This window comes from Bradyrhizobium sp. UFLA05-153 (genome assembly GCF_054185185.1).
Map to the genome: position 1 here is coordinate 1 of NZ_JBBIAM010000142.1, position 17202 is coordinate 17202.

Here is a 17202-nt window from a genome sequence, read left to right on the forward strand (position 1 = left end):
GAGATATTTCAAAGGTCCGCAGTGCCCCCGGCTTGCCGATTTGTCGGACACTGAGCTCGCGATCTACGGGCCGTAACCTTGTCGCTCCATATCGGCCGGATCCCGTGGTCCAACAGCAACTTACTCGGCGAGTTTCGAACATGGACCTTCTTCGAAGGCCACCGGCATGAGGGCAATCTGCTGATCGCAGGACGATTCGACCGCGCGCCTTGGCGCCTGACCTCGACCGCCATTCTGCCCGCTGATTTCGTTGCCGCGGGCGAGCTTTTCGACTGGCAATTTAATGTTATGACTCGGATCTATGGTCAGCCGCCTTTTGCCCGATCACTTCTACACGGCGGAAAGCGTGGGTTGCGGCGGACGACGTAAGCTAGCGAACTGAGAAGAGACTGAGCGATACTCTACCGGCGGAACATCATAATCTTCCGGTAAGAAACTTTGCGGCGATTTGGCGAGCACACGGCGCGCGCAAGCATTGTCGACGAAGGAAGACCGTACTGCTTTGGATCACACAGAGCACGGGCAACGCCGTTCCTTGCCAGCTATCGCCGTGCTCTTCAATTCGTTCGAATCGAAAGCGCTGGTCCATTTAGGCGCGGCGACCAAGCAACGGGACTTTGGTTGATTGTCGCCATCCTTCGGCGCGCGCATACCTTCCAATCAGATCATTCTACGCCGAGGAAGCGTACCCGAGCACTCCTCATTCCGCATAGGCGGCCCATCAGGTAGTTGCGCAGGCGGTCCGGGCGGCCGATATCGCGACGTCAATGGCTGTCGTCGCCTTCCATCTTTCGATCCCCCTGTCCCTGCCGCGTTATCTCGGACGCGAACTGCTCGTCGACTTCACTCGACGCGGCGTGTTGGCCGCATCAGCGCGACGCACGGCGCGGCTAGATTGCATCGTTGGCCTAGCGCTGGGCGGATAAGACCTGCCGCAATGTTCGCAAAACGGCTGATGCTGCCAGTGAGCAAAGACACGCTGCTGCGAGTCGCAAGCGGCGACGAAGCGCCTTTGCTCTAGCGCCGTAGACGAACGATTCAGCGGTTTCAACAAACCGATTGAGGGATCAGATCATACCCCCCTCTTGGACACAGTTGCGTGCGTGTTGGCGCTGTTTGACAACTCGCCAAGGATGTCGCGCTCGTTATCCTCGATAAAAGCGACTCGGTTATCTGCCCTCGCCCGGTCCAAGGTGATGACCTGGGACTCAGGTTACCGCATATGCGTGCGCAGAAATCACATTTTGAAATTTTTTTTGCCATACTTCCTAATTAACCAACCGACCAGCAGTTGGGGGGCACGACTTCCAATTCCCACTGCTTTGAAATCTGCTCGCGGTGCCCGGCTACCCGTGTGTCCAGTTGCGGATGCCGGCTGCGAGCATGAGGTATGTTGCGTGTCTTCACGATCCGCAGCAGTGGAATTCACCATCTTCAGCGTTCAAAAGGATCACAGAATGGCGAATATCAGCTCTTTCTCAGGCGCAAACGGCGCGAGCATCACGGTCGACGGCATGAGCGCCTCGGTCGAAAATGCCAACCGGAGCTATAGCCTGAGCGAGCCCGATGACAGCACGTTGAGGTTCGAGCTTCGGCCGGGGGATACTTGGCTTCATGACGTCCAGAGCGGCAACGTGTCCGAACGGTCTGAGATCGAGATGGCCCAGCACTACGCACCAAATACTCAGATCAACATATCCTACGGGTTTACCCTGGAGCCCGGAGCGGCAAATACCGCGTCGTGGATGTGCATTGGCCAGCTTCACAACACCGTCCTCGGCGGCTCGCCGCCCGTCGCCATCGCCATGCATGGCGAGCACATGGTTGTCTGGACACGCGGTCCCGACGGTAAGGAGAACGACGTCTATACTGACCCGAATCCGATCCAGCGCGGTCATCAATATCAGATGAACATGCAGGTCGATATCGGCAGCAACGGCAACGGCACGCTCAAGGTGTGGCGGGATGGGGTCGAGATCGTCAATTACTCCGGACCGCTCGGAAGCGGAACGAGCAACGAGAGCTATTATTGGAAGGAAGGCATCTACCGCGCACCAGCCTCGCAAACGATTGCGGCGGACTATAGCAACACGCAAATAACGACCGGGTCGGCAGCCGCCCCCACACCACCGCAGCCGTCGTCGCCAACCACGCCCACAACTCCCACGGTGACACCGGCGGTGACGCAGGCCACGGCTTCTCCGGGAACGGGCATCGAGCATGCCGGCGATACCATCACCCTGTCGCTTGCCTTCAACGAAGCCGTGACGGTGACGGGCACGCCGACGCTGTCGCTCAATGACGGCGGAAAGGCCACCTATGTTGGCGGTTCGGGCACGAGCACGCTCACCTTCAAGACGACTGTCGCGTCGACCGACACCACTGTGTCCTCGCTTGCCATCACCGGGGTCAACCTTCCGAGCGGTGCGAGCATCAAGGATTCGTCCGGTGCTGCGGCCAATCTCTCGGGCGCGGTGAAGACGTTCACGGGTCTCCAAATCGATCCGCCGACGTCAACCACGCCGACCACGCCGCCAGTCACCACGCCCACGCCGCCAAACGTCGCGCCGACAGTGATCCAGGCCTCCGCTTCACCGGGGACGGGAATCGAGAATGTCGGCGACACCATCACACTGACGCTCAAGTTCAGCGAAGCCGTGACGGTCGGCGGCACGCCGACGCTATCGCTAAATGACGGCGCAAAGGCCACCTATGTGGGCGGCTCGGGGACGGGTACGCTCACCTTCAAGACGACTGTCGCGTCGACCGACACCAGTGTGTCCTCGCTTGCCATCACCGGGGTCAACCTTCCGAGCGGTGCGAGCATCAAGGATTCGTCCGGTGCTGCGGCCAATCTCTCGGGCGCGGTGAAGACGTTCACGGGTCTCCAAATCGATCCGCCGACGTCAACCACGCCGACCACACCGACGACTCCGACCACACCAACGACTCCGACAACCCCGTCGAAACCGTCCGTGACCAAGCCGACCCTCATCGTCGCGGACAACTCGCTCTCGGTAGCCGGAAGGGGCGGTACCGTCGATCTCGGGACCAAGGTGACGACGACGGATTCCAACGATCGCGTGACCGCGAACATCACGGGGTTGCCCAAGTACGAGACCATCACCGACAAGCTCGATGGTCAGACGTTCCGGGGAAATAACATCACCTTGACGGCCGCGCAGGTCGACAGCGGACTGACGCTGCATTCATACTACCGCGGCGGCGGCCATCCGGTCGCAACGCTCACGTTGACTGCAAGTGCGAAGGATCCGACCACCGGTGCGGTTTCGGCGGCCTCGCCGCAGACCATCACCGTGACGGATCCTCGACCGGCCACGACCACGGCGTCACACCATAAGCATACCGTGACGCATCATCATGCCGACACTACGACTGCCGCGAACACCACGACCACAACGACGCCGCAGACGAGCACCGCGACGGATCCTCTGCCTGCTGCCACCACGACCACCCCAACCACGGCCGCGACGACCACGCCCGCCACGACCACGCCCGCCACGACCACGACATCGCCGCAGAGGTTCGACTTCACCGATCTTCAGCATGCGATCGCCGGGAACGCGGGGGGCTTGGCAAGCCGGGCCTTCGCGCTGCTCCAGCAGCATGTGGACCCGGCCACCAGCACCCTGGCAACGACTGCACAGCAGCCGATCATCGTGGCGGATCATCCGGTTGCGGCCGGCACGAGCACGGCGTCCCTGGCGAGCCAGAGCTTTGCGCTGCTGAACCAGTATCTGGCCAGCCACACCGGCCGGGTGGATCCCGGACAGATCGTCGCCGCTGTGTCGCAAGCGACCGGTTCGGGTCTGGAATCATTGCTGGCCAGACCGCAACATTGATGCCTGGCCGCACCCAGGCTCAGCGCCTGGGTGCGGCACCGTCAATATTTGTGAATGCATGAGAAGGAACACATACGCGGTCGGTAGCCGCGAAGGGTTGAGTTAAAAATGGCGATCCAGAATGGAAATGCCCATGCCGCAGACCTCGGGCTTCGAGCCCTGGCTCTGTTCCTGCGCCTTCACGGCGTGAGCGCCGAGCCTGACCAGCTCCGCGACCGTTGCGGGAGCAACGATATCGGCATCAGCGCGATGCTTCGCTGCGCCCGTGAATTCGGGGTCCAAGTCCGTTCGCGCACGATGCGTTGGAAGCGACTTGCGAGCACCACGCTACCCGGAATTGCGTCACTGCGTGACGGCGGATTCCTGCTTCTCGGCAAGGTCGAGGACGAGACGGCACTTGTGCTGCATCCAACCGCATCGCGTCCGAACATGATGACGCGCGCCGAGTTCGAAGAAGTGTGGGATGGCCGCTTGATCCTGACAGGATCTCAAAGCCTCGCCAGTCGGGCGCATCATGCCTTTGCCGATCTGATTGCGCGCGGGCATGATCTGTTTGGTCGCGCCGGCGACATGCTGATGTCTGCATTTTCCGCTGACCGCCGTTCGATGCCGGCCGGGGCTCAAGTCCTCGCCAGTCGGGCGCTCTATGCGTTTGCTGAACTGGTTGCGCGCGGGCGTGCTCTGGTAGGGTATGCGGACGAGGCCCCTCCCTATTCCGCCGTTCGTCGCGATATGCCCGTCCAGGAGGCGGCTCTCGAGCCTGCGAGCGGCGATGAGTCAGGGCTCATTGCGGTGGCGATATTGCTGCGTTGCCACGGGATTGCCGCCGACCCGGAGCAAATTCGGCATCGCATGGGCACGGCGCGGATCGGTGTGACCGAAATTCTGCGCTGTGCCAAGGAATTCGGGCTCAAGGCTCAGGCGAAGCGGTCGGGCTGGAGCAGGCTCGCGGTCACGCCGCTACCGGCAATTGCCGTGCTGCGCGACGGCGGCTTCCTGATCTTGGGCAAGGTCATCGATGACAAGCTTCTTGTTCAGCGCCCATTGTCGCCCCGACCCGAAGCCATGACTCAGGCCGAGCTCGAGGCCATCTGGGACGGTGACATCATCCTGATGACCCGGCGCGCGGCTCTGACGGATCTGTCCAGGCGATTTGATATCAGCTGGTTCATCGGCGCGGTCCACAAGTATCGCCGCCTGCTCGGCGAAGTGCTGGCCGCGTCGTTCTTCCTCCAGGTCTTTGCCCTCATCTCTCCGCTGTTCTTCCAGGTCGTCATCGACAAGGTGCTCGTGCATCGAAGCCTCAGCACGCTCGACGTCCTGGTTGCGGGCCTCGTCGCTCTGACCGTGTTCGAAACCGTTCTCAGCATGCTGCGCGTCTATCTGTTCGCGCACACGACGAACCGCATCGACGTCGAGCTCGGCGCGCGGCTGTTTCGTCACCTGATGGCATTGCCGATCGCATATTTCCAGGCGCGCCGCGTCGGCGATTCGGTCGCACGCGTTCGCGAGCTGGAGAACATCCGCGAGTTCCTGACGAGCTCGGCGCTCACGCTTGTCGTCGATCTCTTGTTCACAGTCGTCTTCCTTGCGGTAATGTTCTACTATTCGACGGGGTTGACGCTGATCGTTCTGGCATCTTTCCCGTTCTACATCGGTATTTCGGCCGGCGCCGCGCCGCTGTTTCGCCGGCGCCTCGACGAGAAGTTCAATCGCGGCTCGGAGAACCAGGCCTTCCTGGTCGAGAGCGTCACCGGCGTCGAGACGCTGAAGGCGATGGCGGTCGAGCCGCAGATGCAACGCCGCTGGGAGGAGCAACTCGCCGGCTATGTGAGCGCGAGCTTCCGCGTGCTCAGCCTGAACAATACGGCGAGCCAGGCGGTCCAGATGATCAACAAGCTGGTCACAGCCGCAACGCTCTACTTCGGCGCCAAGTTTGTGATCGGTGGCGACATGAGCGTCGGCGAGCTCGTCGCGTTCAACATGCTGGCAGGGCGGGTGAGCATGCCGGTGCTTCGGCTTGCGCAGATGTGGCAGGACTTCCATCAGGCCCGTCTGTCGATCGATCGCCTCGGCGACATCCTCAACACCATTCCCGAGCCAAGCTTCAGTCCGGCCCGCGCTGCCCTGCCACCGATCCGCGGCAAGGTTACGTTCGAGCACGCGACCTTCCGCTACCGCGCCGACGGCCCCGAAGTGCTGCACAACGTGTCCTTCAACGTCGAGCCCGGCCAGGTCGTCGGCATCGTGGGCTCGTCGGGCTCGGGCAAGAGCACCATCACCAAGCTGATCCAGCGTCTCTATGTGCCGGAGAGCGGCCGCGTGCTGGTCGACGGCGTCGACCTCGCGATGGTCGATCTGACCTGGCTTCGGCGCCAGATCGGCGTGGTCTTGCAAGAGAATGTGCTCTTCAATCGCTCGATCCGAGAGAACATCGCGCTCGCCGACCCGGCCATGCCCATGGAGCGCGTCATCGAGGCCGCGTCGCTCGCCGGCGCTCACGACTTCATCCTGGAGCTGCCCGAGGGCTACGATACCATCGTCGGTGAACGCGGCAGCAGTCTCTCAGGCGGGCAACGTCAGCGTGTTGCGATCGCGCGCGCGCTCATCACCGATCCGCGCATCCTCATCCTCGATGAGGCGACCAGCGCGCTCGACTACGAAAGCGAGCGGGCCATCCAGCAGAACATGAAGCGGATTGCCGCGGGCCGGACTGTGTTCGTCATCGCGCATCGGCTCTCGACCGTTCGCAATGCGAACCGCATCATCACACTCGAGCATGGCCGCATCGTCGAGGACGGCAGCCATGACGAACTGATCCGCTCGAACGGGCGCTACGCCAACCTCCACTATCTGCAGGCCGGTATCCATGACGTCCGCTAGCCGAAATATCGTTCCGTTTCCGAGACGCGAGCCTCGCCGCCGCGAGCACGAAATCGCGTTCCTGCCGGCGGCGCTCGAGATCACTGAAACGCCGCCGTCGCCGGTCGGGCGCGCGATCGGGGTGAGCATCATCGCTGTCTTTTGCATCGCGCTGTTGTGGGCATCGTTCGGCAGCGTCGATATCGTCGCGACCGCGACGGGCAAGATCGTGCCGGGCGGGCGCACCAAGCTGATCCAGCCGTTCGAGACGGGCGTCGTCCGCGCCATCCACGTCCGCGACGGACAGAGCGTCAAGGCCGGCGACGTCCTGATCGAGCTCGACCCGACCATGACGGACGCCGATCAGGAGCGCCAGAGGAGCGATCTCGTCGCGGCCGAGCTCGACGTCGCGCGGCTGCGCGCGGTGCTCGCCGAGGATCCGCTTGCCGCCTTCCGGTCACCGCAGGGCGCAAGTGCCGCGGAGATCGAGATGCATCGGCAGTTTCTGATCAGCCAGCGCTCCGAGCAGAATGCCAAGCTCGCCGAGATCGAGCGCCAGCAGGGTCAAAAGGAAGCGGAGCGGGCGACCACGTTGGCGAGCGTGGCGAAGCTGCAGGCGACGATACCGGTCCTCCAGGAGCGGGTCGACATTCGCAAGGGGCTCGTCGACAAGGCCTTGGCTTCGAAGGTGGTCTATCTCTCCGAGTATCAGGAGCTGGTCGGCCTTCAGCAGGATCTCGTCCTCCAGCAGAGCAAGCTCCGTGAGGCCGACGCGGCCATCGCCTTGCTAAAGGAAACGAAAGAAAGGACCGCCGCAGAGTATCGGCGCGCGACCTATGACGCACTTGCGAAAGCCGAGCAGAAGGTGGCGAGCGCCTCGCAGGAGGTGGTCAAGGCGGAGCGGCGCACGAAGCTCCAGCAGTTGACTGCGCCTGTCGACGGCGTCGTGCAACAGCTCGCCGTTCACACGGTGGGCGGCGTCGTGACGCCGGCCCAGGCGCTCGCAATCGTGGTTCCAAGCGAAAGCCAGCTCGAGATCGAGGCCATGCTCTCCAACCGCGACATCGGGTTCGTTCATCCGGGTCAGAAGGCGGAGATCAAGGTCGATACGTTCAACTTCACGCGCTACGGGCTCCTTCATGGGGACGTGTTAAGCGTGTCGACGGACGCCATAACGCGCGACAGGCAACAAGGCGGATCGAACGACCGGGCATCGGGCGCGGCGCAAAGCAGCAGCGAGCCGAGAGGTCAGGAGCTGGAATATGCGGCGCGCGTTTCACTCGACCGCACGCACATGCAGGTAGAGGACAAGCTCGTCAAGCTCGGCCCCGGCATGGCGGTCACAGTCGAGATCAAGACCGGCGCGCGCAGCATTATCAGCTATCTTCTCTCGCCGCTGGCGAGGTACAAGCAGGAATCGCTGCGGGAGCGGTAGACGAAGTGGGGCATCATCGAGGAGCGTTGCCCGCAACTGGAAGCAGCCCTTGCCAGTGAGCTAGAGCATGATCCGGAAGAGTGCGAAGCGGTTTTCCGAAAACGATCATGTGCAAACAATAACCTAAAAGCGCGATGACGATTCATCCTGATCTCATCGCGCTTTGGCGCGCGCGGCATCCGTTGATTCCACCACGGCCGTGCCAGTTACTGCTATATTGTGATCAAGCGGGACCGCGCCCTGAATCGCCAGATCGCTTGATCCGCTTTGCGCTCTTGTTCCGCGCAGTCGGTTAGCGAGGCGCGGAACATGCGGCGCTGCTTTGCTCGCCGATCGCCTGCGCATAGGCCCGGTCGGCGGGATCAAGTCGAGCCCGCTCCCACGCGCGACAAGTCTGCGAGCAATCTCAAGATCTCCGTTCTATTTGTCTGGAGCATTTTCTTCTAAGGCTTAGCACATCAGGCGAAACGAAGCCCTTGGCGGGACGCCGACGCACGCCCACGTCCAATATGCCCTGGATTCATCAAAAGGCCGAAACGGTCGCTTACAAGGACTTGCAGACTGGTCGCGTCAATACGCATTCCAATACGCCTTTCTGGAAAAGAAGGTCATGATCATGATCTTAAGATCGAGAATGAGTGACCAGTTGTCGATATAGTACAGATCATGCTCGACGCGACGCTGCATCTTCTCGAGCGTATCGACGTCGCCGCGATACCCATTGACCTGAGCCCAACCTGTAATACCAGGCTTGACGTTGTGGCGGCGGGAAAATGACGAAATCAGCTCATTGAACAGCTCGTTTTGCGAGGTTGCGTGCGGACGTGGCCCCACGATCGACATGTCGCCGACCAGGACATTGAACAATTGCGGAAGCTCATCGACGTTGGTGTGGCGCAGAAGACGTCCAAGACGGGTCACGCGCGGATCGTGTCTGGTGACCGATCTGAAGTTGTCGCCCTCCTCCATCACGGTCATCGATCGGAATTTCAACACGCGAATGGGCTCGTTGTTGTAACCGTGCCTCGTCTGCCGAAAAAACACCGGCCCACGAGAGTCGAGCTTAATTGCGATCGGAACGATGACGAAAAGCGGGCCGGTCACCGCAAGGCCAGCGATTGCAACGGCGATGTCGACGCCCCGCTTGATTGCTCGGTTGAAAGGAGTGAGCGGAGACTGGAATATCCGCATCGTCACCATGTTGCCGAACTTGGTGATCCGCGACACGGCCATCAGATCGATGGATCCAACGGGGACGACATGAACGTCTACCGGCAGCTCTGATAGGGCACTAGCGAGCGCGAGAGCAGAGGCAGCATCTGATTCCGCAATCAAGATGACAACGTCATCCGCTCGGAGGGGTCGACAGTCCGCGACCAGTTGGCGGACATCAGCGGGTCGCGCCTGGACGGCGTCGGGCTGCGCCCGGATTGAGGAATCGGCGCGAGGCCGCGGAAAGTCGAACGAGTGGATGGTCCGAATTCCGGTACCCTTAGCTCGTGCAGCAAACTGCAAGCAGTGACCCGGGTCTCCTATAAGGATGACGCGCCTGGCATCGATCAGACCCGACGCAATAGCAGGCTGTAGCACTGAAAACCATATTGCCCGTGTGCTGAGCACGGTGAGGAGGACACTCACAGCCTGGACGATGACAGTTGCGCGCGAGTAGCCCTCGGAGATCTTCAGAACGAATATCGTTGAGACGAAGAACGAGAATACGAGGAGGACGCTGCTGGCGCCGCTCCACAAGAAGACGTGGCGGGGCTGCGTCAGGATTCGGGAATATTGCCGAAGTCCTATCGAAACCAGCAATCCCAATGTGGAAATCAGAAAGGATTCCTGAACGTACCTGGCGGGATCCGGCGACTGCAGCAGGACCAATCGATGATAGAGGACAGCCGCGAAATAGGCCGCACCGGCTACGAGCAAGAACTCGGTGCCGGCTGCCAATACCAATAGAGCAGTCAATCTGCCCCTTCCAACGCCTCCAGCGATCGCTATGCCGTCATCGACCGAATGTGCCGAAATCTTGGAAGAGGCCGGCAAATTGGTGAAGGACGCATAATTCATAGCAGTCAGCCACCCGATCACTCGTCACTTTGGCTAAATCAGTACAGTCCGGGTCACTGGATGGAAATTGGCAATAACCGGATGGGACGGGCAATAAGTGGGTAACTACGATGGTCGATTGAGCCGCGACAGCCCGGTATTAGATTCGAACAGCAATCGACGCGCCCATCCCAATGGGTTCGATTGGAATGATCAATAGAGGACCGATCAGTCGAACAGAGCGGAAGAAGACACCGAGCGGTTCGGCGTCAACGAGAGAACAGAACGTCGTTTTGCAGATCGCCTGTCTGGATTCGAATGGTAGCGATGTTGATATGCCGCCTTCCGCGAACAGATTTTGAAGGACTCACTTTGGTGACCACGTTCGTACAGGGAATTGCCGCCATGCCGAACTCCAGACTTCGCAATAGCTTCCATATCGACATCTCTGGCAGCGATCTGGGTCGTTGCATCAAATGGAGCTTGGTGGCTGTTGTTCTGACAGTTTCTGTCACTCAGGCAAAGGCCGAGTATCTGGTAAACGTTGGAGATGTGCTGGAGGTTGCGGTGGCCGGCGTGCCGGACCTACGGCATCGGGCTGCCGTTCAAATGGACGGGAACGTTTCGTTGCCACTGGTCGGTACGCTTCCAGTCGCCGGCCTGCCCTTACCGCAGATCCGAGCCAAAATCGGGGCTGCACTGGCGAGCAAGGTATTTCGACAGAGGACGTCCGATGGCCACGAGACGGTCGTCGTGATCGACGCAGACGAGGTCACGACGGTCATCGCCGAATACAAGCCCATTTACGTGAATGGAGATGTATCGAAGCCGGGTGAATACCCTTATCGTCCGTCTCTCACCGCACGCCAGCTCGTCGCCGTGGCAGGCGGCTACGACATCATGCGTATCAGAATGAACAACCCGTATCTCGAGTCAGTAGACCTGAGAAGCGAGTATGGTTCGCTTTGGACAGAGCTGGCCAAAGAACAGGCGCGTATGTGGCGCATCAAGACTGAACTTGGAGAGGGAGCCCAGATCAGTCCAGGCGCTCTGATGGACACGCCCTTGGCTCGATCGGCGATTTCGGAAATCGTTAATGCAGAAACGGAATATCTGAAGACCAAGCAGAGTGATTATCAGCAGGAAAAAACGTACCTTCAGCGCGGCATTCGACAGGGAGACGACGAGGTCCGCGTGCTGTCGGAGCAGCAGAAAAAGGATGAAGAAGGACTTCAGGCAGACCTTGACGACCTGCAGAAAACGACCGAGCTCTTCGGCAAGGGGTCCTTGATCAGCCCTCGCGTTACGGATGCGCGTCGCGCGGTACTGCTGTCATCGACCCGGAAGCTGCAAACCTCTGCGCAACTGCTGCAGGTCAAGAAGCAGCAGGACGAATTTGTCAGGAAGCTGGCAAAGCTGGATGACCAGCGGAGGCTCGACCTGCTCCGTGAGCTGCAGGATACCAGCGTAAAGCTCAATCAAATTCGCGAGAAGCTGCAGAGCGTCGGCGAGAAGCTTCAGTACACAGCTCTGGTTCGATCGCAACTCGTGCGAGGAGCCGGCAACAATGCGGAGATTGCCATCATCAGGAAGGGCGATAAGGGGCAGGAGCGAATCATCGCAAGTGAAGATACCGAGCTGCAGCCGGGTGATGCTGTCGAGGTCAGCCTACAATACCAGGATGGTCCTGCCATCCCTCCCCGAAGGCTAGGCAGTTCAGATATTCCATCGGGGACAGGCCGGTCCGATGCGACCGCAGGCGGTTCGGTGCGCGTCGGGCAGAGGTAACAAGCGCCGTCGCAATTCCGCAACGGCTTCGCGGGAACGGGTGCAATCGATCTGCTGGCGATCACTCGTTTTTCGGCACGCCGACATCCGGAATGAAACGGCCATCTGCGACATGCCCCGCTCCCTGCGGAGCGACCGCGGTCATTCACCTTGCAGGGCTGCGGGCTGTGGTATGAAAGCCGACTATTGCATTTTTGCGTGGCGACCAAGTGTGCCGACCGCGCAGGCAGGAAGAGCCACATCTTGTTGCCATCGGAGACAATTGATTCATTCCGCCAGCGCCGGATTCGCGGCGACATATTCGAGGCGATATAGAGCGTGGTCAAGATTCTGGTAACGGGTGGTGCCGGCTATATCGGAAGCCACACCTGCAAAGTATTGGCGCGCCATGGATTTGAGCCGGTTGTCTACGACAACCTCTCACGTGGCAACCGTTGGGCCGCGAAATTCGGCATGTTCGAATTTGGCGACATTGGCGATGCAGCCAAGGTGCGTTCGGTACTGGAAAAATACCGTCCGTCAGCTCTGATACATTTCGCCGCTTATGCCTACGTTGCGGAATCCGTGGCAAACCCCCTGCTCTACTATAGCAACAACGTCGGCGAAACCGCCTCGCTGCTACAGGCCTTGATCGATTTCAAACCGGTGCCGGTGGTGTTCTCGTCAAGCTGCGCGACCTATGGTGTGCCCAATCGACTTCCGATCTCGGAGGATCATCCACAACAACCCATCAATCCCTACGGCTACTCCAAGCTTGTTGTCGAGCGGATGCTTAGGGATCTCGATGCGGCTCACAACCTTCGTTCGGTCGCGCTCCGTTACTTCAATGCGGCGGGCGCGGACCCCGAAGCAGAAATCGGCGAAGCTCACGAACCGGAAACCCATTTGATCCCGTTGGTCCTGGCCGCCGCCCGTGATGCCACGGCGGTCAAGGTGTTCGGGAATGACTACGACACCGCCGACGGAACCTGCATCCGCGATTACGTCCACGTGCTTGATATCGCCGACGCCCATGTGAGGGCACTTGAGTATCTCGTCGGTGGCGGGGCTACCTGCGCGGTCAATTTGGCCAATGAGCGGGGCTACTCGGTCCTGGAAGTCGTGGCAACGGCCGAGCGCGTTACGGGCAGACCGATCCAAATCGAGCTGGTCCCGAGACGGCAGGGCGATCCGGCGGTCTTGATCGGCGCTCTCGAAAGAGCGCGAACCCTGCTCGGCTGGAAACCGGAGCGGTCCGACCTGGAAATTCAGATGCGCGACGCATGGAAATGGATGACGCGATGATCGTGAGCGCTGTGATGAGACGGCCCGCGAGTCGATTGCGACCACTAGCGAACCTGGACGAAGCGCCTGGATGCCCATCAGAGGTAGTTCTTAAAGCCCATAATCGCCACGCCCTGCGGTGCGACTTGCAAGTAAAATGGTGTCCACGGCGTACGGAGGCCGGAAAAGCGGAAGGTGTCCGAGATGATCTTGGTGACCGGAGGTGCCGGCTACATCGGCTCCCACGTCTGTATCGCATTGCTCGACGCCGGGCTTGACGTCGTCGTCGTCGACAATCTCTCCAACAGCAACAAGGCTTCGCTCGAGCGGGTGCAGTCCATCTGCGGGCGTTCGCTCGTCTTTCGGCACGCAGATATCCGGAATGAAGAGGTGATCTACGACGTACTTCGTACCTGCGGAGTGACTGCAGTCATTCACCTTGCGGGGCTGAAGGCCGTCGGCGATTCGAACGTGCAGCCCATGACGTATTACGAGAACAACGTTCTGGGAACGATGCGGCTCGTGTCTGCCATGAAGAGGGCGAATGTAAAGACGCTCGTCTTCAGCTCGTCTGCGACCGTTTACGGGATACCACAATACCTGCCACTCGACGAAAAGCATCCCCTCTGTCCGACCAATCCGTACGGCCGCACAAAGCTCTTTATCGAGGAGATGCTGAAGGATCTCTGCAGGTCCGACGACGAATGGCGGATCGGCAATCTGCGCTACTTCAATCCGGTTGGTGCGCACGAAAGCGGGCTCGTCGGAGAACACCCGCTGGGCGTTCCGAACAACCTGCTGCCGTTTGTGGCGCAGGTGGCGATTGGACTGCGGGAGAAGCTGCAGATTTGGGGAAACGACTATGACACGCCTGACGGCACCGGAATCCGCGACTTCATTCATGTGGTCGATCTCGCATCCGGGCATTTGAGTGCCTTGCGCCATCTCAGACAGCCCGGCGTACTCACGGTCAATCTTGGAACGGGCAACGGCACCAGCGTTCTGGACGTCGTTCGCACGTTTGAAGCAGCGAGCGGGCGACCGGTCCCCTATGAAATCAGGGAGCGCCGGGCCGGTGATGTCGCCGTCTGCTATGCCGACCCGACCTTTGCGATGGAGGCGTTGGGTTGGAAATCGACCCGATCGTTGCAGCAAATGTGTGCGGACCATTGGCGTTGGCAATTGCAGAACCCCAACGGCTATGATGATAGCGAGCTTCCGAAAGTCCGGGAGCGGTCCGGGCATTTCCGCCGTCACGGCTGAGTGTGCGCGCCTGAGATATTCGAACGAACGCCGAAGACTCTGACCGCATGAGCGGGTTCGGGGCGAGCCACGGCGGCAAGCATACCGCCCATCCGAGGTAGCTCGTAATGACCCAAAATCTCCAAGCCGCAAAGCGAGGCTGCAGGTAAGATGCATTCGCGTGGGGATTTGCGATGCCACACTATCGTGCATTCGTTCTGGACGAACACGGCCAGTTGGGGGGCGTGGTCAACCTTCACTGCCCAGATGATGCGTCCGCAACCGAGCGGGCGGGGCGGTTGGCGGACGGCCACGAGGTTCAGCTCTGGCGGCTGGTTGCGGAGCTCAAATTTGGTGATCCGCGGCACCGACCCAAGCGGCGGCGGGGCGCCCGCGCACCGATGCACTAGGCCCGATTGAGCGTTGCGCGCTCTACTGACAATTGCATGCGGTTCGACTGCGAACCACTCGCCGGCTCGCGCTTCCAAGGCGCCTTGGCTTCGAGAGCGACCCAGATCCAGCCGCCCCGCAGAAGCAAGCGGCCGATGGAGCCGGCGCAGGCAGGAACGTCACTCCGGCATCGTGCTGACGGTGGACGCCGGTAACACCGCCTAACCGTCGCGGCGGCTAACGTGCGCCGTTGCGGCTCACCACGTTTTGGAGAAGGTGCCGATCCGCGCGAGCACGTGACTCGCAAGACGCCTTGGGCGAGGCAGATCAGCCCGCTCATTAAGGACGTTCGCGCGTCAACGGGTCGGGATCTCCGCCAAATTGCGCCATCATCCGGTCGGCCGCGGCGGACAGCGCGAAGCCAATGCAGGCCGAGAGCGCATCGACCACAAAATCCTCAAACCTCGCGTGCCGTCCCGGCACCCATAATTGCATAATCTCAAGCAGACCGATCAGGGCAACGGCGACCACTGAAGCAGTCCCGCGCCGCTGCGGATAGGCGACGCCGAAGGCAATCCCGACCAGAAGGAAGGCGAGCGCGTGATCGCCTTGCTGTCCGATAACAGGGTGAGGCCGAACGTCCTGAGGTCCGAGCGTTACGAAGGTGACAGCAGCCGCGAGCGGCCACGCGACGAACCGAAGAAGAGTGATGTTGATCACTAAAGCGCCTCGATTAGCAGCCCCCGCCGGGGACGCACTTGCTCTGGATCGGCACACGGCCGATTAGGTGCGAAACATCATTGGAAGCTCGACATATAATTTCAAGTGGCGGTTGGTACACGCTGACCCGCATAGGGAGTACCCATCCATGGCAGCTGTTCTAAAGCGCCGCTTCTTGCAATAGCTTCTGCTTTCCTCAGGGTTGAGGGTAATGCAATGGCGATCCAGGAAGGCGCTACTCGGAGGCCAGCTTGTCGATTAGTCGGACGCAGAGCATTGAATGGGACGGCAAAGCCCTGAGCGGCTGGGTAGACCTCGACGGAACGCCGACGAAAGTCTCCGCGGACCGGGAAACGATCCATACCCATGCGCCCGGCTTTAGTGACGCACTCAACTGGGAAATCGACCGGCATCGGGATGAGATTTTTGAGAAGCTGCTGCCGTTCTTCAAGCAGCAAAAGCGAGATTTCTAGCAGCGTTGATTGTGGTTGCACGTGAGATTGGTCGACCCGTCTGTTTCGGCCAAACGGAGTACCAACCTGTACTGCTTGCCCCGCGCCCCTTTTCGGGCGCAGTAGAACCGCGCCTGCGTTTCTTGTTCGTGGTGCGCCCTGAAGGCAGGCGCGGGCATGGCCGGCCCCAGGCTCCAGCCCGCTGAGGCCGTCTCATCGGCGAAGGCGGCGAGCCCGCCATCGTTCATTGGCGATCAGTTCAAATCGCGAAATACAAGGACTTTGAGCAGTTCACGGTTTCGATGATCGGACACAATCCGTAGCCTACCCCAAAAGTGGTGGGGAGGGTCCTCCATGCGAGCTATATGATTCACGTGAAGATGGAGGGCATAATGACGCATTTGAAGGAAGTCGTATTGCCACGCGACAGGTGATTGCAGATGGGTCGCCCGGTCATGCTCAACGGGGAAGTGAGGATCTCCCTCACGCGGGGACGATGTGCCCAACTGTGGATGGCAGCGGTCCTGCTCGCTATGACATGGGCCTCGACAACGGAGGCTTCCCCGGATCAGGCGCGGCACCTCGCAGACGCGCAACAGGCGACGACTGCCCGCAATGTCGATTCTGACGAGTTCGAGACGTTGCTGCCGCGCCCAGGCGGCGGCGAAAAATCGATACAGATTGCGCAAGCGACGACCAGCAACACAGGAGCCTCGCAGCAGCCTCCGGAACAGCAACGCGACTGGGCCGAGTCACTGTCTCGCGATCTTGCCCTTGCAAGGCGCGACATCGAGTTGCTGCAACGTCTCGAGCAGGAGCACGATCGGGCCGAGTGGCTGATGCAGGGTCTTGACGCCGCGCGGCGCGAGGTCGAAACCCAAAAAGCGTTGGCAGCGAAGGCCGTCGAGGAAGCCTCCCGACTGAAGGAAGCTTCCCGGCTGAATCAAGCAGGCGAGAGTGGCGCGGCTGAACTGCAGGCATCGCTGCAGCAGGAGCGCGAGCGATCGGTGCGGCTGGAGCAGGATCTCGCAGCCGCGCGGCGCGATGTCGAAACCCAGACCGCGCTGGCGACGAAAGCAGGTGAGGAGACGTCCCGGCTGAAACAGGCGGGCGAGAGCGGGGCTGCGGAGTCGCAGAA

General features: G+C 60.6%; 10 protein-coding genes and 2 pseudogenes. 10 read left to right on the forward strand and 2 right to left on the reverse strand.

What is annotated here, in order from left to right:
- Positions 1-78 precede the first annotated feature (78 nt).
- From Q2941_RS44160 to Q2941_RS44180, 5 genes and pseudogenes are all read left to right on the forward strand, one after another.
- Positions 79-369, forward strand: coding sequence for a hypothetical protein (locus tag Q2941_RS44160; RefSeq protein ID WP_458196473.1), 291 nt, complete (start codon positions 79-81; stop codon positions 367-369).
- 1088 nt (positions 370-1457) lie between these two features.
- A complete protein-coding gene (locus Q2941_RS44165; protein WP_458196474.1) occupies positions 1458-3863 on the forward strand; it encodes a heparin lyase I family protein in 2406 nt (801 codons plus the stop codon).
- A gap of 108 nt (positions 3864-3971) precedes the next feature.
- Positions 3972-4286: pseudogene (locus tag Q2941_RS44170) on the forward strand (cysteine peptidase family C39 domain-containing protein); the annotation flags it as partial.
- A gap of 309 nt (positions 4287-4595) precedes the next feature.
- Entirely contained in the window at positions 4596-6746 is a 2151-nt protein-coding gene (locus Q2941_RS44175) for a type I secretion system permease/ATPase (protein WP_458196485.1), read from the forward strand.
- Positions 6733-8160, forward strand: a complete 1428-nt coding sequence (locus tag Q2941_RS44180; protein ID WP_458196475.1) for an HlyD family type I secretion periplasmic adaptor subunit — start codon at positions 6733-6735, stop codon at positions 8158-8160. Before Q2941_RS44175 ends, Q2941_RS44180 begins: the two co-directional genes overlap by 14 nt.
- Positions 8161-8730: 570 nt before the next feature.
- Here the strand turns inward: Q2941_RS44180 and Q2941_RS44185 are convergent.
- Positions 8731-10230: an undecaprenyl-phosphate glucose phosphotransferase gene (locus Q2941_RS44185; protein ID WP_458196476.1), complete on the reverse strand. Its 1500-nt coding sequence runs from the start codon at positions 10228-10230 to the stop codon at positions 8731-8733.
- A gap of 354 nt (positions 10231-10584) precedes the next feature.
- On the opposite strand from Q2941_RS44185, the gene Q2941_RS44190 reads away from it, so the two are divergent.
- From Q2941_RS44190 to galE (Q2941_RS44200), 3 genes are all read left to right on the forward strand, one after another.
- A complete protein-coding gene (locus tag Q2941_RS44190) occupies positions 10585-11997 on the forward strand; it encodes a polysaccharide biosynthesis/export family protein (protein ID WP_458196478.1) in 1413 nt (470 codons plus the stop codon).
- Positions 11998-12315: 318 nt separating this feature from the next.
- The gene (gene galE, locus Q2941_RS44195) at positions 12316-13281 is read left to right on the forward strand and encodes a UDP-glucose 4-epimerase GalE (protein ID WP_458196479.1); all 966 of its coding nucleotides are present in this window, start codon (positions 12316-12318) and stop codon (positions 13279-13281) included.
- 183 nt (positions 13282-13464) lie between these two features.
- Positions 13465-14523 (forward strand): UDP-glucose 4-epimerase GalE, encoded by a 1059-nt coding sequence (gene galE, locus Q2941_RS44200; protein ID WP_458196486.1) that lies wholly within the window; start codon positions 13465-13467, stop codon positions 14521-14523.
- A 708-nt stretch (positions 14524-15231) separates the two neighbouring features.
- On the opposite strand, the gene Q2941_RS44205 is transcribed toward galE (Q2941_RS44200), so the two are convergent.
- Positions 15232-15612, reverse strand: coding sequence for a VanZ family protein (locus Q2941_RS44205; protein ID WP_458196480.1), 381 nt, complete (start codon positions 15610-15612; stop codon positions 15232-15234).
- A gap of 251 nt (positions 15613-15863) precedes the next feature.
- On the opposite strand from Q2941_RS44205, the gene Q2941_RS44210 reads away from it, so the two are divergent.
- Together Q2941_RS44210 and Q2941_RS44215 are read left to right on the forward strand one after the other, a co-directional pair.
- Positions 15864-16085: a hypothetical protein gene (locus Q2941_RS44210; protein ID WP_458196481.1), complete on the forward strand. Its 222-nt coding sequence runs from the start codon at positions 15864-15866 to the stop codon at positions 16083-16085.
- Positions 16086-16576: 491 nt separating this feature from the next.
- Positions 16577-17202, forward strand: a pseudogene (locus tag Q2941_RS44215) (hypothetical protein); the annotation flags it as partial.